The sequence below is a fragment of the Alteromonas gilva genome, from assembly GCF_028595265.1.
Classification (GTDB): domain Bacteria; phylum Pseudomonadota; class Gammaproteobacteria; order Enterobacterales; family Alteromonadaceae; genus Alteromonas; species Alteromonas gilva.
On sequence record NZ_JAQQXP010000001.1, the window covers coordinates 838,132 to 860,573 of the forward strand.

Here is a 22,442-nt window from a genome sequence, read left to right on the forward strand (position 1 = left end):
CGTTTGTAGCGTATTAAGGGCGGTTTTAATTATTTACAGAAGTGAATGTATATGAAGTACGCCGGTAACCCGGGTTTCAGCCATCAGCAAGCCGACAAGATTGGGGTTTTAGTGACCAACCTTGGTACGCCTAACGCACCCACTAAAGGTGCGTTACAGCCGTATCTCAAAGAGTTTTTGTCGGATCCGCGCGTGGTTGAAGTGCCACGTTTGCTGTGGTGGTTTATTCTGAACGGCGTGATTTTGCGGTTTCGACCTAAGCGCTCAGCGCAAGCCTATGCCACGGTATGGTCTGAACAAGGCTCGCCCTTAATGGTGCATACCAAAGCGCAGGCTGAGGCGTTGTCAACACGCTGTGAGGAGACCTTTGGTGACAAGGTGATTGTCGACTATGCCATGCGCTATGGTCAGCCTGCGATAAGCGATGTTATCGAAAACATGCTGTCCAAAGGGGTCCGCAAGCTGCTGGTATTGCCGCTCTATCCACAGTACAGCGGCTCAACCGTTGGCTCTACCTTTGATGCGGTGGCCCAGGATTTTAAGCAACGTCGCTGGTTACCTGACCTGCGCTTTGTCAGTCACTATCACGATCGCCCCGGCTACATTCAGGCCATGGCCGACTCAATTCAACGTTATTGGGATACCAATGGCCGGGCTGATAAGCTGATTATGTCGTACCATGGTATACCGAAGCGATATTTAATGAATGGCGATCCTTATCACTGTGAGTGTTTAAAAACCTCGCGACTGATAGCCGAGGCCCTCGACCTTGGCCCTGATGAATACATGACCACCTTTCAGTCGAGGTTTGGTCGGGAAGAGTGGCTAAAGCCGTACACCGATGAAACACTCAAAGCTCTGCCAGCAAAGGGCGTTAAGTCTGTGCAGGTGGTATGCCCCGGATTTTCGGCTGATTGTCTGGAGACCATCGAAGAAATTGGTGAAGAAAACCGCGAATACTTTATGCATGCCGGGGGGGAGCGCTATGAGTACATTCCGGCACTCAACAGTGAACCCGGACATATCAGTATGCTGTTTGATATGGTGCAGGAAAACCTGCACGGCTGGCAGGTTGATAGTGATGTTGAGTTGCGCGCTAAACTTGCCAAACAACACGGATGTCCGCGATGAGCAAAAGTAATGACAACGCTACAGCGCCGAAAGCGCTTCGCAAAGCGCAACGGCTCGCCAATCTCCTCGATACCTCAATAAAGTTGCCGCTGGTTAACTTTCGGATTGGTCTCGACGGCCTGTTGGGCTTAATACCCGGGGTGGGTGACGCAGTTATGTTGTTGTTATCACTGCGAATCGTTATGCTCGGCAAACAATTAGGGCTGCCCAACGGGCAGCTCAAAGTCATGCTGCGCAACTGCCTGTTAGATTTTGGCCTCGGCTTTGTGCCACTCGCCGGCGATTTGCTCGACTTTTTCTACAAGGCAAACCAGGCCAACGTGCGCATCATGGAAAAGCACTGGGTTAGCCAGAATAAATCAGCGATTGATACTAATACGCAGCAAAAACTCCGCGATTGGGAATCGAAACTTTAATCTGCCACGTCGTTCAGATGGCCGGCATTTTTGTTTTACCCACCACACAAACTAAACTATTTAGCCGTTGCGCCGTAGCAATGAGTAGCATTCACTCATAACAACGGACGGCATATGAAAGCATCAGACCTCTTTGTACGAGCGTTAGAAGCTGAAGGCGTAGAATACATATTTGGCATTCCTGGCGAGGAGAACCTGGACCTCCTTGAATCATTAAGGGACTCATCGATTAAGCTGGTACTGACCCGGCATGAGCAGGGCGCCGGTTTCATGGCAGCGACCTACGGCCGGCTAACTGGCAAGGTAGGTGTATGCCTTGCCACACTAGGCCCTGGCGCGACGAACCTTGTGACGCCTGCCGCCTATGCCCAGTTAGGTGCTATGCCGATGCTGATGATCACGGGTCAAAAACCCATTAAAACCAGTAAGCAGGGGCGCTTCCAGGTGGTGGATGTGGTCGATATGATGCGACCGATCACCAAGTACACCACCCAAATTGTGAGCGGTGAACGGATCCCTTCGGTTATTCGCGAGTCGTTTCGTATTGCCGCCGAAGAGCGGCCCGGTGCCACACATATCGAGATACCAGAGGACATTGCCCGCGAAACCACCACAGTACCGCTGCTGAAACCAAGTCAGACGCGCCGCCCGGTGGCCGAAGAAAAAGCGGTCGAGGGTGCTAAAACAATGATAGAGCAAGCAACCTCGCCGTTGTTGCTTATCGGCGCCGGGGCAAATCGCAAGCTCACCGCCAAAATGCTCAGACGCCTGGTTGATCACACCGGTATTCCGTTTGTAACAACGCAGATGGGCAAAGGCGTATTAAATGAGTCAGATCCGTTATTCGTGGGTAATACTGCGCTCTCCGATGGCGACTTCGTGCACAAGGCCATTGAGCGGGCTGATCTGATCATAAACGTCGGTCATGACGTGGTAGAAAAACCGCCGTTTTTTATGCATCACGACAACCAAAAAGTCATTCATATTAATTTTGAATCAGCGGCAGTGGATCCGGTGTATTTTCCACAGCTCGAAGTGGTTGGCGATATTGCCAACAGCGTCTGGCAAATTAACGAACGGCTGACACCGCAGGATCACTGGAAACGGGACTTTTATAAAGATGTACACGACGCTTATGTTAAGCACCGTAACGAGTCTGACAATGACGACCGTTTTCCGGTTTTACCCGAACGACTGGTCAATGAGGTGCGGGCGGTAATGCCGGACGATGGCGTTGTCACGCTCGACAACGGCGTGTATAAAATTTGGTTCGCGCGAAATTATCCGGCCTACGGACCCAACACCTTGTTACTGGATAATGCTCTGGCGTCCATGGGCGCAGGACTGCCGTCGGCCATGGCGGCTAAACTGGTATACCCTGACAAACCCGTGATGGCGGTATGCGGTGATGGCGGTTTTATGATGAATAGTCAGGAAATCGAAACCGCAGTGAGACTCAACTTACATGTAGTGGTATTGATCTTAAGGGATGACGCTTACGGTATGATTAAGTGGAAACAGGCGCACATGGAGTTTGATAACTTCGGCCTGGATTATGGTAATCCGGACTTTGTTGAATATGCCAACAGTTATGGTGCCAGCGGTCACCGTGTCACGGCAATCGACGAGCTCGGTCCGCTTATGCGAGAGTGCCTGCAAACACCCGGTGTACATGTCATCGATTGCCCGGTAGATTACAGCCAGAACGATAAAACGCTTAATCAGGATATACGCAAGTTGAGCGAACGCTTGTGATAGCGCAGTGAGCCTGACAGTCTGCTAATGTGGACAACGGGTGATATCCCGGCATGTTCCCGCGGCGTTAAACCAACGCCGCCCAACCGGTTTCAATAAAAGAGTAAATGGCTATGCTTGATAAAAGTGAGTTAAGTGAGCCGGTGACAACAGAAAATGTGTCAGCCGAAGAAGTGGCACGCTTTAATGCACTGGCAAGTGAATGGTGGGATCCGCAAGGCAAATACAAAACCGCGCTGGCCTTTAATGCCACCCGAACTGAGTACATTGTTACGCAGCTAGCCAGTCACCATGGGCGCAGTCCACAAGCAGCCGACTGCCTGTCAGGGTTACGAATTCTTGATGTAGGCTGCGGCGGTGGGCTGATAAGCGAGGCGCTGGCACGTCGCGGTGCACTGGTAACAGGTATTGACGCCAGTGCCACCAGCATTGAAGTTGCGAAACGCCATGCCGGGCAGTCACAGCTGGAGATTGACTACCGGCATTGCCTGGCGGATGAATTACTCAGTGCGAATCAGACCTTTGACGCGGTGATTAATGCCGAAGTCGTTGAACATGTGCCTGATCAGCCTGCGCTGATTGAACAGTGTGCCAGGCTGGTGAATGAGCAGGGCATGCTGGTGTTAGCGACGCTGAATCGTACGATTAAATCATGGGTAATTGCCATAGTGGGTGCCGAGTATGTCATGCGCTATCTTCCTGTCGGCACTCACGACTGGAAAATGTTTGTTAAACCGGGTGAGCTTGCGGCCTGGGTCGCGGCAGAGGATTTTACACTGGTCTGTGAAACCGGCATGAAACTGAATCCCTTTTCTGGTCAGTGGCGGCTATGTGATTCTTTACAGGTAAACTATCTTCAATGTTATCAACGTGCGTCCAACAAGTAGGCCTGGTCACCAAGGCCGCAAAACTTAGTTTCCTTGCGTATGCCATGAGCATAAATACCGTCTCTGGCCGACCAAAATGAATCGCGATTGTGTGCAGGCCTGCGCGTAAGGATAAAAAAACGCACTACCATTAAGGTAAGTGCGTTTTTTGTGTGCTTTGCATCATGAAAGCTTTATGGCCATTATCGGCCAGGCTTATGCGGTGCGGCGTTTTCCGCGCACTGCGCGAAGCCCTAAAATACCCAGGGCAAACAGTAATATACCCGCAGGCTCCGGAACGTTTGCTGCTCTCACTAAGGCCACGCCGGTTTGGTTGCCGATGTCTTCAGCCAAAATTGAGTCGTTAGCCAGGCGAGTCAGACCGCGGTTGGCAACGGTTTGGCCGGTCCGCAAGTATTCATCCGACACACGTGCAACGTTATGGAAGCCATCGCCGTCCTGATCAATACCAAACCATGCAGCTGAATATTCGTAAGGGTTCGACGCCTGCGTCGCGGTCGGAAAGTTCAAATAGGTCTGACCAAATAAGGCTACAAACTGTTTCTCAGGATCCGTCGCGATAGTTGCGCCGTCTCTGTTATAGGTATACTGCGTGGTATTTTCATCCGTATCCCAGACGCCATTAGTGACCGGTACATTCGCAGGATTAATGGAGCCGTTGTACAGGGCCGTATTAGCGCCAAATACAAAAGTATTAAACAGCGCTGCCATTTGCACGTTAGTGGCTATTGTCCAGCCTTGTGATGCATAAATTGCCAGGGCATCGTCAACGCTTTGGCCAATGGTTAAATCCCATTGCAGCCATTGTAAACCGCCGCCAGTAACAATATTTGTACTCTCGTTTAAGGTATATCCATTGTAACTAACCAAAGCCGCCGATGCATTGTGACAGAAAGCCAATGCACACACACTAACCAGCAGTTTCTTTAACATTTAAGTTCAGCTCCTTCGCGAACCAGGGTATCCGGATGAGTCTGCAGGGAGTCCATGCAGACTTGTCTAATTTATTGCAGTTAAATCAGCAATTAACAGGCCATAATTATTTATTGATAAAAAGCAATAGCTTGCATTTCAGGTGTGATGCGCGCATATAAGAGTGTAAAAAAAGTCGACAATTTGAGGTGTCGCTACCTGACAAAGTTGTCCCGCTTAACACCTCAAGGGCTTGTCATTTTTCTAAGGTTAAATCAGACGGCAATCGTGGTTGGCATCCTAACGAAATACCACAGCAACATGATTGCCGCCGCTAATTAATGAAGTCTCGGTGTAAGGTAAAACGGTTGAGGTAGCCGGTTTGTGTTTAGCAGCTATAAGCGAGCACGCCTTAGCGACTGACTTTGCATGTTACTGCTCACTGCCTTAAGCTTAAACCAGAAGCCATCAACCAAAGGATGATATGACACAGTTCTTACAAGATTGGCACGAGGCCGCCACGACCTCGCTGGGTTTTTTTTGGATGGCATTGTGGGCCTTTATGCTAGGTTACTTTGTTAGCAGCTTAATCCAGGTGCTGGTGACTCGTGAACGAATGCAAAAAACCATGGGCAAGGACGGTCCTAAAAGTATTGCGCTGGGCACTTTTTTTGGGTTCATCTCCAGTTCCTGTAGTTTTGCCGCGCTGGCTACCACCCGAACGTTATTTAAGAAGGGGGCCGGACTGGCGCCTTCTATGGCTTTTTTGCTGGCGTCGACCAATCTGGTGATCGAACTGGGCATGGTGATAGCGGTGTTTTTAGGTTGGCAGTTTGTCAGTGGCGAGTATGTCGGCGGTGTATTACTGATCCTGTTTAGTTGGGCGCTGATCCGGATAACCCGGCCCAAGCGGCTGGTAGAACAGACCCGTCAGCGACTCGCTGATGATGACACGAGTAGTGACGAGGGCGGCGCTGACTGGAAGCAGACATTAACCAGTCAGAAAGGCTGGCAAAAAATCGGTATGAAGTATGTCATGGAATGGCAAATGGTATGGAAAGACGTGCTGATTGGGTTTACGGTGGCCGGCATCATATCGGCGTTTGTACCGACCGTTTTTTTTGAAACACTGTTTATCGGTTCAGGTGGTGACAACGCGGCTAATCCCGGCTTTCTGGCCGTGCTGGTACAAACCATTGTAGCGCCGTTTGCCGCTTTTTTTACCTTCATTGGTTCGATGGGGAATATACCGCTGGCTGCTGTGTTATTTGGTCAGGGGGTTGCGTTTGCCGGCGTGATGGCATTTATTTTTTCTGATTTGGTGGTGTTGCCGGTGCTGCGTATCAATGCACAGTACTACGGATGGAAAATGGCATTGTACATGTTGATAGTGATGTTGGTTGCCATCGTGGCAAGCGCGTTACTGATGCATTATGTACTGGTCTTTTTCGATGCGCTGCCAAACACCGCCGACGCTATCGATCCGGGTAACCGCGACTTTTTCGCCATTAATTATCAATTCTATCTGAATCTGGGGTTCATGGTGGTATCAGCGGTGATGCTGTACTTTTTTTATCAGATGAAGAAAATGCAGCAATCGGACTCAGACTCAACCCGCTCGGTTGCTGATGTGATCATGCTGTCATTATCTGCTGCGGCCGTGCTGTGGCTGGTGGGAGGTGCTGTTGTAGTACCCGCCTTTTAAAGCATATGAAATCCCCCGGGGAGTGGCGGTTTAAGCGGTTAACCAGCCCATGGGCTAAAGGCATAAAAAGTGGTTTTAGCACCGCAGATATCAATGCATTTAACTTTGCGTTTTGGCTGATTTGAAGTATTCTTAATCGATTATATTTTAATGGGTTCGGTTGGTCTTCAGTGTATAGATTTTGGTCTGTCTGGCAGTGTTTTAATCGCGAAACGGTACTGTCACCGCAATGCTCTGTGCCGCGGTGCAGAGCCTTACTCCGGACGCTTCGGGCAGATCCTGTTTAGCATTTATACCGTGGTGAATGTCGCGGATTTATAATCAGTAATCCTGCCAACATCCGCCTTGCTCAAATGGTAGATAAAAGATCTAAAAATACACCAAAAAGGTCAACCGGCCACAGCTATCATTTGCGGATCTGGGATAAGTAGTAATGTCCATTAAAGCAAAGAGCCTGTCCCGACGGTCAGTGCGAATTAGGGCGGAAATCCTTTGTCTGGTGCTCACCGGACTATTCCTGCCGTTTTGTTTGTCATCAAATGCCGCCCCTGCGCCGTTAACCGATTATTTCCAGGAAACCTGGACGACCCGTGATGGCCTGCCTCATAACACCATTAATAGTTTGCAGCAAAGTGAAGACGGGTATTTGTGGATAGGTACCTGGGAGGGTGCCGCCCGTTTTAATGGTCGCGAGTTTCGGGTCTTCGGTCGTGGTGAGTTGACTGGTTTACCTGACTCTGGCATCCGCGCAATCAGCCGGGATCGGCAGCACAACCTAATCATGGTTGGCGCAAGGGGAGGAATAAGCAAGCGTGCTGCTATGGGGTGGCAAAGCTTGCCTGAGCTCAACGTACTGATTAATGCAGTGGCAGAAGATAGTCAGGGCAACCTTTGGCTGGCAACCGAGGGCAAAGGGCTGTTTCGGCATGCACCTGACGGCGAAAGGCGACAGTTCGCAATCACTGAAGGGGTTGGTAACGATGTAGTACACAGCATACTGGCTGAGTATGATGGTAGCGTTTGGGCTGGCACCGGTAGCGGATTAGTGCGCCTGACTAATCGGGACAAGACGGTACTGGTTACGCCAGTAGCCGGTTTACCTGAGGCTCCTGTATTTGCCCTCAAACGATACGGTGATAGTTTGCTGATTGGTACAGAGCGTGGCCTTTATCGCTACGAGTCTGGCAGAGTGCAAGTATTCGCACCAGGAATATCAGATCTGCCGGTATCCACGTTGTTAGTCAGCGGCAAGCAAGTCTGGATTGGTACTACGGACCATGGTTTGCTGCGCTACAGCGAGCGCGGTCTGGAAACCCTGAGTATGGCAAAAGGTTTACCTAATAATCGTATCCTCTCGTTGTTTGAGGATCGTGAGGGCAGCATCTGGGTGGGAACCAACGGCGGGCTATTCCGACTACGGGATGCGCCGTTTGTAACGCTCACTTCGGAGCATGGGTTAAGTGGCGATTATATCCGCACCGTACTGGCTCATAGCGATGGTAGTGTCTGGATCGGTAGCAGTCAGGGTGTAAGTCGTCTTCGCAACAATAAGGTTGAGGCGATTGATCTTTCAGCGGTGAGCGCGGGCCAGTCTATTTTGAGCTTGCGCGAGGCGCCGGATGGTTCTGTGTGGATTGGCACTTATTCTGACGGCATCGTGCAGTGGCGCGACGGACGTATCGTTAGTCAGTATGACAGACGGAATGGCTTGTTAGCTAATGAAATCCGCGCTATTGCTTTTGGGCCAGGCGGAGGTCTGTGGGTCGGTACCGGACAGGGGTTAAATTATGTGGATGAAACTGGCGTGCACAGTTTTACGCGTGAGCATGGGCTGCCAACGCCTTTCATAATGGCCTTATACCTGCATCACGACGGTCGTCTTTTTATCGGCACTGGCGGCGGTGTTGCGGTGCGTTATCCTGATGGACAAATTAAAGCATTGGATTTTAGCAGCCTTGATGGCGCTAAATATGCGTTTGGTTTTACCCCTGATCCAGAAGCTGGCATCCTGTGGATGGCAACTGATCGCGGATTAGTGGCATTTGACCTGAACAGTGCACATATGACAATGCTGGGCCGCAAGGCCGGTCTGCCTTTTGATAAAGTGTTACAGGCGATTATTGATCAGGGTCACAATATCTGGCTCAGTAGTAACCGCGGTATCATGCGTTTTGACCGTCACCAAATTGATCAGTATTTGGCCGGTCAGACAACCGCACTGAAGTACGAACTTTTTGGTGAAAGCGATGGGCTGCAAAGTGCCCAGGCTAATGGTGGGTCAATGCAGGCTGCCGCGCTGGACCACAATGGCAGTATCTGGTTTGCCACCTCTAAAGGCGCTAGTCGCGTTGACCCAGGTGAACTGGAACGTTTCGCAGCTACGCGTCTGCCGGTTGTCATAGAGGGGGTTAAAGTAAATGGTAAAGCCATACCACGGGCGCAAGCTGGTCGGCTTTCCGCTGGGACCAACCGGGTTGAGTTGCAGTTCGCCGGGTTAGGCTTCGTTATGCCCCAGCGAATACAGTATCGCACCCAATTGATGGGGTTTGATAATGAATGGATTGAGCGCGGGACGAATAATACCGCTGAATATACTAGCCTGCCACCCGGCGATTACCGTTTTCTGGTCACCGCCGCCTATCCTCAGGGAAGCTGGAATGAGCAGTATGCCAGCTACAGTTTCAGCGTTGCGCCACACTTTTGGCAGCGTCCGATATTCTGGTTGGCAATGCTACTTACCAGCGCTGCTCTCGTCTTTGTGGTCCATCGCTGGCGGTTGCGAAGTCTTAAACGCAGCGCTGAGCTGCTGTCGGCGCAGGTCGCTGCTAAAACTCTCGAATTAAAACAACAGGCAGATCATCTGCGGGCTGTTGATCGGGAGCGTTCGGCATTGTTGGCAGAGATCAAGCGGCAAGCACATGAGTTTGAACAACAGGCCAGGCTTGATAGCCTTACCGGGCTTGCTAACCGGCGAGCTTTTGACGAAGCACTTGAGCGGGAATGTGCACTCGCGCGTCGCAATCAATTGCCATTGTGTCTGGCCTTACTGGATATTGACCACTTCAAACAGGTTAACGATTTTTATACCCACGCTGTCGGCGATGAAATACTTAAACTTGTGGCGCACGAAATCGATCGACATTGCCGACAGGCAGATACTTTGGCGCGCTGGGGCGGTGAAGAGTTTGCACTGTTGCTGCCTGATAGCGGCATACCTGACGTTAAAGACATTAGTGAGCGGATCCGCGCCGCGGTGGCCGGTATAGACTGCTCGGCGCTCGGCCCAAACTTACAGGTAACTATCAGTATTGGTGCTGCTCAGTACATTGGCGGTGAGCCGCTTGAGCGACTGCTGTCGCGTACGGACGCCTTGCTCTACAAGGCCAAACAAAATGGCCGTAACCGCATCGAAGTCGCGCAATAGTCGCGGCGCTCAGGCGGTTACTTATTCAATTGACCAACCTTAACATTCCTCCTGGGCACTCAGGTTTGAACCTCTTCTAACGACCGTAAGCTCAACAATGCTAGTAAGCGATTGCTATCTGAGTTGGGCTGTTGCGACCTTAACCGTGAGATTGACAATGAATCTGAAAGGTATTAATAAAAATACCTAACCGTCGCACTACATCACCTTAACCAACTGATGTTCTTTGCTAAGTTACACTGATTTGATTAGTGTGATATGCATACTTTGCCGTTGTCCAACAAGTTAAGAATTATCACATGCGTTCACCGGGATTTACGTTAGTAGAGCTGATGATTGTTGTCGCTATTATAGGCATTCTTATGGCGCTGGCGGTACCAGTCTATCAGTCACATATTGCCAAAAGTAAGCGAGTGAGTGTTCAGGCTGAGTTAATGCAACATGCACAGGTGCTGGAACGGGTCTACTCGCGCCAGGGAAGCTATCCAACAACTTATACAACAAGTGGGGTGGATGGCTATACGATCAGTTATCAGCCAGGTCCCGCTAATTCGCCTGCTCCGTCAGGCTATACAATTACCGCAACCGCTGTGAGCGGCTCTACACAAAGCAATGACAGGCAGGACGGTACGCTGTGCACGCCGCTCTCTCTCAACAGCACCGGGCTGCGTACTCCTGCAGTTTGCTGGGGGAGTTAACCTGCTAATGAAAAACGCTGCTCGCAATGGTTTTACCCTTTTGGAACTGATGACGGTAGTTGCCATCATTGCCCTGTTGGCGACGCTGGTTGTCCCGTCCTTTGCCGCGATGCTTAACAAAGAACGCCTGGTGAGTATGACCAACAATCTCGCTGCAACATATCAGGCGGCCCGCTCAGAGGCGATTAAACGCAATACAGACGTGAGTATGCAACTGGTTAATAGACGCTGGCAGGCGCAGGACGCCGACACTGCGGAGGTATTTGTATACTCCGGCAATTTTGACGGTGGCGTGTCGGTCAGTCAGGTGCCTGAGTTGAATATTGCCGCAACGGGCAGCGTATCCGTTGTGCCGCCCGCTACGATGCCGGTGCAAATTACGCTGGCTAATCTGCATAACGAAGGTTGCTCCGTGCTAACAATTTTGCCGAGCGGCCAGATGACGACCAACGTGGGCAGTTGCCCTTAGCCTGGAAACGGAAGCCAATGAAAGCTAAACAGCAAGGTTTAACCCTGATAGAAGCATTGATCACCATGCTGGTTGCCAGTGTGGGCTTATTGTCGTTGGCAGCAGCACAATTAAAATCCCTGCAATACGCGCACAATAGCTTTAATTACACCATAGCGCTGGTTGAAGGGAACAATGCAGTTGAGACGATTTGGCCAGACATCAACAATTTCTTTGATGGCAGCAAACCTTTTAACAGTGCCTATACAGACAGCTTATCAACCTACCCGAGCCACCAACTACAACTCAATACGGGGACACCGGGAACGCTGTGTACAAATTTTCCGGTCACGGTTTCCTGGGCAGACGAACGGCTGCAGGACGGTAATGTCAATGCCGCGGTCATCGAAGCCAGCTTCCCTAATTTAACCGGAGTGCCCTCATGCTAAACGTCACAGCGACCCGCAGTGCCCGTACGGCAGGCTTTTCACTGGTTGAATTATTAGTTGCATTACTCATCAGTTCATTTTTGCTTACCGGGATTATTACCGCCTATGTGGGCATTAAGGGGCTGGTGGAAGATAGCGAAAATCTGCAGGAATCCCAGGAAGTGGTTCGTTTCGCCATGCAGGTATTTTCCCGCAGCATTAAAAATGCCAGTACTCAGCCTACACTGAACGCCGGGCAACTGACGATATCCCATACCTATGCGGCCTCTCAGGCGCCAATCGTGACATGTCAGGGCAATCGCGTTACCGCTAACGTAACAGAAGTTTACTCTTTCAGCGCACCAGACATATTGTGCGACGACGGCCAGGGCAGCGGCGCCATACCGGTGATAACCAATGTCACCGAGTTGGGCTTTACGTTAATGGACATCAATGGTAATGGCGTCAATGACATGGTCGCTGTGCGCGTCAATACCGCCGGCATGCCGGGTAATTTTCCCAATGGTGTGGAGTTGCGCTATGCCATGCATTCCCTGGTTTTAAGCGGAGGTGCCTGAGATGATGTCCAGATCAAGAATGGGGTTCGCTGCACGAACGCAGGGTTTTACGCTGGTGTTTGTCCTGCTATTGCTGCTGATGGCCAGTGTTATCGTATTTAAAACCATACAGGCTAACATACAGCAAGAGAGAACGAGCGGTAACATGCGCAAGCAGCTCAACGCACAGTTAGCCGCTGAACAGGGGATTTACAGTGTATTTAGCGCATTGAAAAACCTGTTGGCAACATCTTCGACGCCGATAAACAGCGCAGAAGAATTGCTCAATCAGCTGAATAATCAAAATCTTGCTTTGCAGGGCACGGGCAGCGTCGACGGCTCAGTCTTTGAGGTCGCGGTTGCCCGCGACACCAATACGATTGAGTTGATCAGCACTGGCAACAGCTTTGAAAGTGAAAAAGTCATTGGCGGCCTGATCAATTTTGCGCCCGCCGGTCCGGTTTCGCCGTCACCGTTTATCAGCGCCGTAACCGGGTGTAACGGGGTAAGTTTGCAGGGGTCGGGGCTGGTCGATAGTTTTGATTCGACGCGCGGCAATTACACCAGCAGCATTGCGTCGGGGAATGCCACGGTATCCACTATTATCCCTGGCGCTGATATCGAATTACAGGGTAATTCTCCGGTGCAAGGCAATGTGCTTGGCACTGGTAACGTCACCCTGCTGGGTTCATCACCGGTTATGGGTGACATTCGCGCTAACGGTGATATTGCTATTCTGGGCGGCAATGGCGCGTACGGTTACCGGGTCAGTGGTTCAGTTCGCGCCAGAGGAAACTATACCCAGGCATCAGTTGGCGTTTATGGGGATGTGGAAACTGACGGTGATGCCACACTCACCTGGAACTCTGTTATCGAGACCGGCGTGCTCCGCTATGCCGGCAGCCTGATTGTACCTGCCAACTGGAATGGCGATACCAGTGGCTTTATTCACACCGATCCGGATATTCCTTTGGTCCCCAACTCTGGTAGTGCCGACAGCGAGACATACGCACAATGCGATCCACTGGGCATTGAAGCCACAATGGCTGACTTACGCAGTGCTACGGTACTGCCCGATCTGACTATTGGTCCCTGGATGCAACGCAACTATAGCCTGACGCCCAGCGAAGGGGTGTTTACCGACAACAGCAATAGCGCAATCCTGACTCCTGAAACCCTCATGGTCGAAGGCAATACGGTGTCAGCATACCGGGTTAACAGTCTGAGTGTCAGCCAAAATGGCACGCTGGATATTAGCGGCGGTGATGTCATCGTCTATATCAGCCAGGATTTTACCATGCACGGCGGTGTCGATTTAACTATCGCGGTCGGCAGCAGCCTCACCCTCTATATTGAGGGGCGGTTCAGCTTTACCGGCGGCGCAATATCTATTCAACAGCATGGGATGACAAGCACCGGCTTGCCGGCACTGTCGATATTCTCAAACTATGTGTCTGCTAACGACGAAGATATAGGCATTGAGATTAGCGGCTCGTCGGATATTTACTCGGCTGTCTACGCGCCCTTTGCTAACGTTGATATTCGCGGTGCCGGTGAGTTATACGGGGCGGTTATCGGTAATATCGTGCAGGTAACCGGTGCCGGCGGGATCCACTTCGATGAAGCACTTGGTTCGAGCACCATTCCCACCCAAACCCAGGGCGGACAAGGGACAATCAACCTTGACGGGCTCTACACGTATTGAATAACTATTGGTGGTCAGTTAACAGCGCTTTAGCCGAATCCAGCGTATCAGCTTCATTGGCGGGCTTATCCCAGCGAATGCGGTGAAAGCGCGGAAAGCGCAGCGCCACGCCTGACTTGTGGCGTTTAGACGGATGAATAGCATCGAAGGCCACCTCAACCACCAGGTTCTTTTTGACTTCTCTGACCGGGCCAAAGCGGCCAATGCCATTGCGACGTACCCAGTTATCCAGCTTTTTAAGTTCTTCGTCGGTAAAGCCGGAATAAGCCTTACCTATGGGTAAAAGTTTATCATCGTGCCATACCCCAAAGGTAAAGTCGGAGTAATAGCTCGACCGCTTACCGTGGCCGCGTTGGGCGTACATGATAACCGCATCAAGGTGTTTGGGCTCGCGCTTCCATTTATACCACTGGCCGCTGGGCCGGCCAGCCTGATACACACTGTTTTTGCGTTTAAGCATTAGCCCTTCAACGCCGGGATCCGCCGATGCGCTGGCATAGCTGTCCCGTAACTTTGCCAGGCTGGTGACATTAATATCTGGCGATAACAGCATGCGATGACTATTTTGTTTGACCAGCCATTGCTCAAGTTGTTTACGGCGTTGGGCTAAGGGCAGGTCGGTAACGGCGGTGTCACCGTTAATCAGTATATCGTAAACCATGAGTCCGGCCGGTGATTCTGTCATCAGTTTTTTGCCGGGCTTTTTGCGGTTAAGGCGTTGCTGGAGGGCGTTGAAGGTATCTACCTTACCCTCTTTTATTATCAATAATTCACCATCGATGACACCGGGCTCGTCGACATGCCCGAGTAAATCGGGAAAGGCCGCACTAATGTCATCGCCGGTGCGGCTGAACAACGCTTTGCCCTGCTCAGTGATAACCAACTGCACGCGAATGCCATCGTATTTATATTCTATTTGCCAGTCGCTGATGGTTAGTGATGCCGGATTATTATCAGGCAAAGGATGGGCAAGCATCACCGGGTGGTAGGTGACAGCCCCGCGAATATCGGGTTTTGCACCATTGCCCTCCAACCAGCTAAACAGCTCCGTATAGGGCGGTTTTACCGCGTGCCAAATTGACTCTACGTCGCTGAGCTGCACCTGTGCGCCACCGTATTCCGTTAGTATGCGCTTTACACTGCGGGCTGAGAGCCCCACGCGTAAACCTCTGGTGCCCAGTTTTAGCAGCGACCAGCGCTGTGCCGGGGTCATGGCGGATAAATACTTGATCAGTAGCGCTTTAACTTCTTCGCGGTTAGCCTGTTGGAATTGCTCAATGAGTTCACTTAAGGTGGGTAAGATGATTGGCGCTGTGCTGTCGGGCCACAGGTGGGCGACGGTTTCACTCATCTCGCCGACGTAGTCGTAGCTCATAGCAAAGAGTGCCGGATCAAGGCGTTCAAGCATGAGTGATTTGATTGTCTGACGTTTAAAAAACTCAAAGTTCAGGGTGCCGGCCAGGGCTGCGATAGCCCAGCCGCGATCAGGATCTGGGGTTCGCGCCAGATAGTCCCGTAACAAGCGGCTCTTCTCATTATTGCTGCTGGTGAAATAAAGCTGCTGGAGGAGTTCGCTGAAGGCTTCCATTAATCGCCGCCCTCTTCATTACTTTCATCACTGTAGCCCACCAGTGACAGCGCCCGGGCCTTTATGCCACTGAGATTTAGCTGGTGGAGCAGGGCATCTTCGCGACCATGGGTTACCCACACTTCCTGGGGATTAACCTCACCAATAGTGTCCAGCAGGGCCTGCCAATCACAGTGATCGGAGACCACCAGCGGCAGTTCGACCTGGCGCTGGTGAGCCCGGGCACGAATTTGCATCCAGCCAGAGGCCATGGCTTTGCGGGCATGAGGCAATGAACGTGACCAGCGACTGCTGAGCGCCGATGGCGGCGCGAGCACGATCTCTCCTGCCAGCGATGCTTTATTCGTTACCGTGGCGACATCGATTAGCTCACCGAGATCAATGCCAAACTGCTGGTAAAGGTCGCATAATTTACGCTGAGCGCCATGCAGATAAACTGGCTTGTGGTAACCCAGCGCCCGCAGGGCCAGAATCATGCGCTGGCATTTACCCAATGCGTATACCCCTACCAGATGACAGCGGTCAGGAAACAGTGCCACCGAGTCCAGCAGTTTCTGGCATTCATTTTCGATGGGCGGGTGGCTGAATACCGGCAGGGCAAAAGTCGCTTCGGTAATAAACACATCGCAGGGAACAGCCGTGAAAGGCAGGCAGGTAGGATCATCCTGGCGTTTATAGTCACCGGACACCACAGCCCGGCTGCCACGGTATTCAAGCAGGATTTGGGCTGAACCAAGAATATGACCGGCCGGATAAAAAGTACAGCGGACCGGATCTTTGTGTGCGCCAATGGCAATGGATTGCTCATAATCGACTGATTGGGTACTGCCGGCCATATCAATGCCGTAGCGGGTATGCATAATCGCCAGTGTTGCGGCAGTCGCAATGACGTCCTCATGGCCGGCGATGGCGTGGTCAGCATGACCGTGGGTAATCAGTGCCTGTCTGACCGGCACTGTCGGGTCGATATAGCAATCGGCGGGCAGGCAATACAACCCGTGTTCGCGGGGTTGTAACCAGTTCTCTACTTGCAATGGGCTTGGTCCACATGAGCGGTGAATTTGCTTCTTATACGCGGCGTTTGCCCAAAGGTATCAGTGCAACTTAATAACCACTTTTGACAATATAGTATTCACCGTCTGAGGTAAGCGAGACGTGCAGTGCAGCAACTTCTGCGGCTGTTTTACGGCCGATTTTTTTATCTTTATGCAAACAAGTAGATTGCTTATATGCCATACCATCAGCAAAGGGCGCTTCAAACAAAACGTCGTGCAGAAAACGATAGCATTGCTGGTCACCATCAAATTTGATCAACCGGAGCATTGGCACGTCGCCCTGGGTACGGCCGATAGTCGGCAGTTGTGCATCGCTGCAGCCAACGCCCAGTGTGCTCAATGTTAAAGCGGCTACTACCACAGACTGTTTCATTGTGTTTATCATCAAAGACCTGAATTAGATGAGTGCAGGTTAGCAGCATCGCAACAATAAACCAATCACCGGCTTTAGGCGTAGTATTATTATCTTACTGACTGCCCTACAGGATAATTTTTGCTGTTAATCTCCACTGTCTTCAATGCATGTCCAGGATCGGTGCATGTCGACATTACCTGAGCAGTTTAATCAATGGTTTAATGCCCGGGGCTGGTCGCTGCGCGATTATCAGGCTGAGATGCTTCAACGAGCGCAAACCGGACAGGCCACCTTGCTGATCGCACCAACCGGCGCGGGTAAAACGTTGTCAGGTTTTTTACCTTCGCTGATTGATTTACAAAATGTTGATAGTGAGTATTTACATACTCTTTATATTTCGCCGCTTAAGGCGCTAACCCAGGATATTTACCGTAATCTGATGGCGCCTATCGAGCAAATGTCGCTGCCGGTGCGCGTTGAAACGCGTACCGGTGATACGCCGTCGCACAAACGCCAGCGACAACGCAAGCGCCCACCGCACATTCTGTTAACCACGCCAGAGTCGCTGATGCTAATGCTCTCTTATGCCGATGCCCCGCAAATATTTGGTAAACTCAAAACGGTGATCATTGATGAGGTGCACAGTTTAATTGGCAACAAACGTGGCGATTTTACAACCCTGGCACTGGCTCGATTACGCTACCTGTCGCCCCACTACCTGCGGGTGGGGTTGTCGGCGACGGTAGCTGAGCCCGAACTTGTGGCCAACTGGCTGGGGCCAACCGGTGAGCCGGTTAGTCTGTTGCAGGTTGAAGATACCGCTAAACCGAATATCAGTATTCTCACCTCGGCGCAGCGCATGCCTTTTGGCGGCTTCATGGCCAAATATGCAATTGGTGATATCTATCAGGCGATTGTCAACGCCGGTACTACCCTGGTATTTGTTAATACCCGGGCACAGGCTGAATTGTTGTTTCAGTTATTGTGGAGTGAAAACAGCCAGGTGCTACCCATTGCGCTCTATCATGGCTCGTTAAGTAAAGAGCAGCGCCGCAAAACCGAAGCGATGATGGCCAGCGGCCAGCTGCGCGCTATTGTCACTACGTCAGCGCTGGAGTTAGGTATCGACTGGGGCGACGTGGATTTGGTTATTCAGGTTGGCGCACCTAAAGGTGTTAGTCGATTATTGCAGCGCATCGGACGCGCGAATCACCGTTTGGATGAAGCCAGTGAAGCGCTGTTGGTGCCTGCTAACCGTTTTGAAGCGTTGGAATGTGAGGCCGCGATTAGTGCCATAGGTGCGGGCGAGCGTGACGGAGCCACTGTGCAGTCCGGGGCACTGGATATTATTCCGCAGTTTATCATTAATTGCTTATGTTCCAGGGCGGCGGCGCCGGAGGAGATATACCGGCAGATCCTTGATGCGTTTCCCTATCAGGGGCTCCGCGACGCAGAGTTTACACACCTGTGGCAATTTAGTGTGGATGGCGGCTATGCGCTTAAAGCTTACGAGCGCTATCAGCGCTTACAGCCTCTGGACGATGGTACCTTTAAACCTGCCAGTCAGCGGGTGGTGCAGCGTCACCGGCAGAATATCGGCACCATTGTTGAGGCCGGGAAGCTCAAGGTTAAACGCATTCGCCGTGGTAATCAGGGCAAAATTATTGGCGAAGTGGAAGAGTATTTTGCCCAGCAGCTTACGCCGGGCGACACCTTTTTGTTTGCCGGGGAGATGCTGCGTTTTGAAGCTATTCGGGATATGCAGTTACATGCCAGGCCCGACAAAGGCAAAGAACCTAAAATTCCCAGCTACGTAGGCGGGCAACTGCCGCTTTCGACCTACCTGGCCGATGGCGTACGTGCCTTGCTGAATACCCCCCAACAATGGCAAAACCTGCCGGCGCAAGTACAGGAGTGGCTGTCGCTACAACAGGCGTTTTCGGTGATCCCCAGCGCTGATAACATCCTCATTGAACAGTTTCCTTACCGGCAGGCGTTTTATTCGTTGTACTATACCTTTGAAGGCCGTAAGGCCAACCAAACTCTGGGCATGCTCATTACCCGGCGGATGGAAAAGCTTGGTCTGAAACCCTTAAGTTTTAGTGTCACCGATTACGGCTTGTCCATCTGTGCCTTAAAGCCGTTAGACGAGGCTCATATCGATAGCTTGTTTCAGCCCGATATACTCGGCGATGAACTCGAAGACTGGATGTTAAATGCGCCTATGCTCAAGCGCTCATTTCGTCAGGTTGCGATAGTGAGCGGCCTTACTGAACAGCGCTATCACAGTACCCGCAAAACCATGAAGCAGGTGACCTTTTCGACCGATCTGATCTACGATACGCTTCGCCAGTACGAGCCTGATCACATCTTGCTGAAAGTCGCCCGCGACGATGCCGAGCGCGAACTGCTTGATTTGCGCCGGCTGGCCGATATGCTGATCCGCTTTGTCGGTAAAACTCAGTTTAAGGATTTACCTAAAGTGTCACCGATGGCCATTCCGATTGTGCTGGATGTGCGCAGTGAGCAAGTGAAAGGGGCCGGGGAGCAGGCCTTATTGGATCAGGCCACTCTTTATGCCGAGGCAGAAGCGATGCTGGATGACATCAGGGCGTTGTTGTCTGATGACTAGGTCCGTTTGTTTGTTGCTAACCAGCGGGTATAACACACAATGATAGCTGAATCTGTATTGCGTGAGTTAATGAGCCGTCAGCAACTGTTGCCCTTGCGCTTTTGTCAGTCGTTGTGGCTGATTGACAGCCGGGCTGCGCTGTACTGGCCTGAGCAGGATTGCCTGTTAGTGGGCGATCTGCATTTTGAAAAGGGCAGCTATTTGTCTCAATATGCGTCGCCGGTGCCACGCTATGACTCCCGCGCTACGCTGGAAGTGCTTAAGACATTGCTCGCCACCTATCAACCTAAAAGGGTGATTTGCCTTGGCGACAGCTTTCATGACCAAGGCGCTTTTGAGCGTTTGATTGAGGATGATGTTAAGCAGTTGCAGTCACTGATTGACTCAGTCTCTGAATGGCTGTGGGTGGAAGGTAATCACGATCCGGATATTCCCGCGGCGATTGGCGGTAAGGTAGTGCCGCACCTGATGCTGACGACCCAAACGGGAGTTGGTATTACCTGTCAGCATATACCGGATAACCGCGACGAGCCAAAAATTGTCGGTCATTATCACCCCAAGGGGAGATTTATTGCGCCGCCGCGTCGCTTTAACGGGAAGTGTCTGGTTACCACCGACAAACTGATGTTGATGCCGGCTCTGGGGCAGTACACCGGTGGCCTGCGGATTGACGATGAGGTGCTGACAGCACTGGCGCCCAAAACACAACGCCAGTGCTACTTATTGTGTGAGGGGCGGGTTGTTTTGTTGCCGCCACGCAGTTAGCACTGCGACTAATTAAACCCGTTAGCCCTTAATCGCGCCAGCGCTTAACCAGCTCGCCGTAGGCATCAATTCTGCGGTCGCGAAAATACGGCCAGATGCGTTTGATTTGCTCGGTGCGGGTCATGTCCAGTTCAACCAGCAAGGTTTCTTCTTGGTCGGCACTGGCTTGCGCCAATACTTCACCCTGGGGCCCGGCGATAAAGCTTTGTCCCCAGAATTGAATGCCTGAGTCGCCGGCAACCGGTGACGCCTCAAACCCGGTACGATTGGCCACGATTACCGGCAGCGAGTTTGCCACGGCGTGGGCGCGCTGAATGGTGTGCCAGGCGTCATGCTGGCGTTTGCGCTCGCCTTCGCTATCGTTTAAGTCCCAACCAATGGCGGTGGGGTAAAAGAGAATTTCAGCACCGGCCATGGCCATCAGGCGGGCGGCCTCCGGATACCACTGATCCCAGCACACCAGTACGCCGAGTTTCCCTACGCTGGTCTGAATAGGCTCAAAGCCCATGTCGCCCGGCGTAAAGTAAAACTTTTCGTAGAACCCCGGATCGTCCGGGATATGCATTTTGCGGTATTTACCGGCAATTTCACGGCTACGGTCAAACACCACGGCGGTATTGTGATAAAGCCCCGAGCCGCGTTTTTCAAACAGGGAAGTCACCAACACAATATTGTGTTTCTCGGCCACTGCGCCAAAGAATTCGGTTGCCGGGCCTGGGATAGGTTCTGCCAGATCAAAGGCATCGGTATCTTCTTGCTGGCAGAAATATAAGGTGCTGTGCAACTCCTGCAACATGATAAGTTCGGCACCTTGTTCAGCCAGCTCGGCGATTTTCTCGGCGCTTTTGTTCCAGTTGGTGGTTTTGTTGTTATCTGCAACAGACTGTTGCACCAGTCCAACGGTTAACTTGCGCTCAGACATAGCGGGTCACTCCTGAATGTAATTGTTGGATGACGTCAGTGGTTAATGTGTTTGTCGGCACTTGCATGGTAATGCAGTGCAGGCTGCCATATTGCTGTACCAGTGTGGCGCAGTTTACCGGTACAATCTGGTGCTCGGGAAAAGCGCTTTGCATTACCTGTACGGCTTCGGCATCTTCCGGCTGGTCATAAACCGGCAGCAATACAGACCGATTACAAACTAAATAGTTCGCATAGGACGCCGGTAAGCGTTCGCCGTCACCGTTATACATGGCCGGCAGTGGCAGCAAGTGCAGCGTATGTTCCGGGAACTGTTGGCGACACTCACTCACCAGGGCCGACAGTCCCTCGTAATGACTGTCCTGAGGCCGGTTTTCGGCCGCCTGAATGACTAACCCCCCGGCGGGCGTAAAACGCACCAGTGTATCGATGTGGCCATCGGTATCATCACCTTCAAGATGGCCATTGGCCAGTATAGTCATATCTGAACACCCCAGACGCTCAGCGAACACCGCGCGATACTCTTCTTCGCTCATGGTGCCGTTACGTTCAGGGTTAAACAGACAGGAGGCGGTTGATAAAAGGTGTCCACTGTCATCAATCTCCAGCGCGCCGCCTTCGGCAACAATACTGACACTGCGCAGCGGTTGTTGGCATAGCGGTGCCAGGTAGCGTTGATTAATCTGATTGTCCAGGCTGGCATCAAACTTATTACCCCAGCCGTTAAAGATAAATTCAACCGGGTAGGGGGCGTTTGGCTCGCCGCAACTTAAAAAGGTAAAGTCGCGGGCCCAGGTATCGTTGTAGTCTGCGCCGACTAATAACACTCTGGCATCAGCGACGAGTCGCTGTGTAATGTCTGCCATATCGCTTTCGCGACAGAGTAAAATCACGCCAGCCTGACTGTCATTAATATGCTGTATTAATGACAGATAGGTTTGCCTGGCCGATTCTAACCAGGGCGCCCAATCAGTTGCTTCGTGGGGCCATGCCAGAATAACGGCCTCACTGGACTGCCATTCCGGAATAAGTGCAAGATTCACATCATATCCTGTTTAAA

19 protein-coding genes are annotated in these 22,442 nt (G+C 51.7%); 13 read left to right on the forward strand and 6 right to left on the reverse strand.

All coding sequences use genetic code 11. From position 1 onward, the window contains the following. Positions 1-51: 51 nt before the first annotated feature. From hemH to ubiG, 4 genes are all read left to right on the forward strand, one after another. A complete protein-coding gene (hemH, locus tag OIK42_RS03750) occupies positions 52-1,131 on the forward strand; it encodes a ferrochelatase (RefSeq protein WP_273638446.1) in 1,080 nt (359 codons plus the stop codon). Beyond that, positions 1,128-1,547, forward strand: coding sequence for a DUF4112 domain-containing protein (locus OIK42_RS03755; RefSeq protein ID WP_273638447.1), 420 nt, complete (start codon positions 1,128-1,130; stop codon positions 1,545-1,547). The genes hemH and OIK42_RS03755 overlap by 4 nt, the downstream gene beginning before the upstream one ends. A gap of 114 nt (positions 1,548-1,661) precedes the next feature. Beyond that, on the forward strand, positions 1,662-3,302 hold the full coding sequence (locus tag OIK42_RS03760; protein ID WP_273638448.1) for an acetolactate synthase large subunit: 1,641 nt from the start codon (positions 1,662-1,664) through the stop codon (positions 3,300-3,302). Positions 3,303-3,415: 113 nt separating this feature from the next. Then, entirely contained in the window at positions 3,416-4,189 is a 774-nt protein-coding gene (gene ubiG / locus OIK42_RS03765) for a bifunctional 2-polyprenyl-6-hydroxyphenol methylase/3-demethylubiquinol 3-O-methyltransferase UbiG (RefSeq protein WP_273638449.1), read from the forward strand. A gap of 195 nt (positions 4,190-4,384) precedes the next feature. Here ubiG and OIK42_RS03770 read toward each other — a convergent pair whose 3' ends face one another. Next, positions 4,385-5,122 (reverse strand): PEP-CTERM sorting domain-containing protein, encoded by a 738-nt coding sequence (locus tag OIK42_RS03770; protein ID WP_273638450.1) that lies wholly within the window; start codon positions 5,120-5,122, stop codon positions 4,385-4,387. A gap of 463 nt (positions 5,123-5,585) precedes the next feature. Between OIK42_RS03770 and OIK42_RS03775 the strand changes: the two genes are divergently transcribed. The 7 genes from OIK42_RS03775 (at position 5,586) to OIK42_RS03805 (ending at position 14,066) form a co-directional block, all read left to right on the forward strand. Continuing rightward, complete coding sequence (locus tag OIK42_RS03775) at positions 5,586-6,806, forward strand: permease (RefSeq protein ID WP_273638451.1); 1,221 nt, start codon at positions 5,586-5,588, stop codon at positions 6,804-6,806. Positions 6,807-7,239: 433 nt separating this feature from the next. Next, positions 7,240-10,230, forward strand: a complete 2,991-nt coding sequence (locus OIK42_RS03780; RefSeq protein WP_273638452.1) for a diguanylate cyclase — start codon at positions 7,240-7,242, stop codon at positions 10,228-10,230. Positions 10,231-10,529: 299 nt separating this feature from the next. After that, entirely contained in the window at positions 10,530-10,928 is a 399-nt protein-coding gene (locus tag OIK42_RS03785) for a type IV pilin protein (protein ID WP_273638453.1), read from the forward strand. Positions 10,929-10,935: 7 nt separating this feature from the next. Then, positions 10,936-11,397 (forward strand): GspH/FimT family pseudopilin, encoded by a 462-nt coding sequence (locus tag OIK42_RS03790; RefSeq protein ID WP_273638454.1) that lies wholly within the window; start codon positions 10,936-10,938, stop codon positions 11,395-11,397. Positions 11,398-11,414: 17 nt separating this feature from the next. Next, positions 11,415-11,825 carry a type IV pilus modification PilV family protein gene (locus tag OIK42_RS03795; protein ID WP_273638455.1) on the forward strand — a complete coding sequence of 137 codons (411 nt, stop codon included), beginning with the start codon at positions 11,415-11,417 and terminating at the stop codon, positions 11,823-11,825. Next, complete coding sequence (locus tag OIK42_RS03800; protein WP_273638456.1) at positions 11,819-12,382, forward strand: PilW family protein; 564 nt, start codon at positions 11,819-11,821, stop codon at positions 12,380-12,382. Before OIK42_RS03795 ends, OIK42_RS03800 begins: the two co-directional genes overlap by 7 nt. Position 12,383: 1 nt before the next feature. Beyond that, the gene (locus tag OIK42_RS03805; protein ID WP_273638457.1) at positions 12,384-14,066 is read left to right on the forward strand and encodes a DUF7305 domain-containing protein; all 1,683 of its coding nucleotides are present in this window, start codon (positions 12,384-12,386) and stop codon (positions 14,064-14,066) included. 4 nt (positions 14,067-14,070) lie between these two features. Here OIK42_RS03805 and OIK42_RS03810 read toward each other — a convergent pair whose 3' ends face one another. The 3 genes from OIK42_RS03810 to OIK42_RS03820 all read right to left on the reverse strand — a co-directional run bounded on the left by OIK42_RS03810 (position 14,071) and on the right by OIK42_RS03820 (position 17,082). Continuing rightward, positions 14,071-15,654 (reverse strand): cisplatin damage response ATP-dependent DNA ligase, encoded by a 1,584-nt coding sequence (locus tag OIK42_RS03810; protein WP_273638458.1) that lies wholly within the window; start codon positions 15,652-15,654, stop codon positions 14,071-14,073. Then, positions 15,654-16,688: a ligase-associated DNA damage response exonuclease gene (locus OIK42_RS03815; protein WP_273638459.1), complete on the reverse strand. Its 1,035-nt coding sequence runs from the start codon at positions 16,686-16,688 to the stop codon at positions 15,654-15,656. Before OIK42_RS03815 ends, OIK42_RS03810 begins: the two co-directional genes overlap by 1 nt. Positions 16,689-16,758: 70 nt before the next feature. Further along, positions 16,759-17,082 carry a hypothetical protein gene (locus OIK42_RS03820; protein ID WP_273638460.1) on the reverse strand — a complete coding sequence of 108 codons (324 nt, stop codon included), beginning with the start codon at positions 17,080-17,082 and terminating at the stop codon, positions 16,759-16,761. Between the two features lie 166 nt (positions 17,083-17,248). Here OIK42_RS03820 and OIK42_RS03825 point away from each other — a divergent pair, with 166 nt between their 5' ends. Together OIK42_RS03825 and pdeM are read left to right on the forward strand one after the other, a co-directional pair. Then, entirely contained in the window at positions 17,249-19,696 is a 2,448-nt protein-coding gene (locus tag OIK42_RS03825; protein WP_273638461.1) for a ligase-associated DNA damage response DEXH box helicase, read from the forward strand. Between the two features lie 39 nt (positions 19,697-19,735). Beyond that, on the forward strand, positions 19,736-20,461 hold the full coding sequence (gene pdeM / locus OIK42_RS03830) for a ligase-associated DNA damage response endonuclease PdeM (RefSeq protein ID WP_273638462.1): 726 nt from the start codon (positions 19,736-19,738) through the stop codon (positions 20,459-20,461). Between the two features lie 28 nt (positions 20,462-20,489). On the opposite strand, the gene OIK42_RS03835 is transcribed toward pdeM, so the two are convergent. Beyond that, the gene (locus tag OIK42_RS03835) at positions 20,490-21,383 is read right to left on the reverse strand and encodes a carbon-nitrogen hydrolase (RefSeq protein ID WP_273638463.1); all 894 of its coding nucleotides are present in this window, start codon (positions 21,381-21,383) and stop codon (positions 20,490-20,492) included. Continuing rightward, positions 21,376-22,425, reverse strand: a complete 1,050-nt coding sequence (locus tag OIK42_RS03840) for an agmatine deiminase family protein (protein WP_273638464.1) — start codon at positions 22,423-22,425, stop codon at positions 21,376-21,378. Before OIK42_RS03840 ends, OIK42_RS03835 begins: the two co-directional genes overlap by 8 nt. Positions 22,426-22,442 lie beyond the last annotated feature (17 nt).